The organism is Tritonibacter sp. SIMBA_163 (genome assembly GCF_046535935.1).
Lineage (GTDB): Bacteria > Pseudomonadota > Alphaproteobacteria > Rhodobacterales > Rhodobacteraceae > Epibacterium > Epibacterium scottomollicae.
The window spans coordinates 1-254 of sequence record NZ_JAWJBP010000854.1 but is presented as its reverse complement, the minus strand read 5'-3'; the positions used below and the strand labels follow the sequence as shown (position 1 = coordinate 254).

Annotated in this window: 1 protein-coding gene; it reads right to left on the bottom strand. The window is 72.8% G+C overall.

What is annotated here, in order from left to right:
- The coding region (locus R0J92_RS24755; protein ID WP_411053635.1) for a beta-L-arabinofuranosidase domain-containing protein at window positions 1–254 on the bottom strand (254 nt) is incomplete at both ends.

Here is a 254-nt window from a genome sequence, read left to right as displayed (position 1 = left end):
CATGTCGTCGAGGCGTCGCTTCAACCGCTCGTCGCCCGTGGCGGCATAGGTCAACGCCAGGGCGCTGAGGTAGTGCCCGGCGGTGTGGCCGTCGAGGCCCCCGCTCTCCCAGTTGGGGTACTTCGCCGCCCGGGGCTCGAGCCCCGCCTCGATCCGGAAGGGGGCGAGCAGGCGGTCGGGGTCGTATCGCAGCAGGTGGTCGAGGTTGACCCGCTGCGCCCGCTCGAAGGGGCCGGGCAGGAGGCGGACATCGG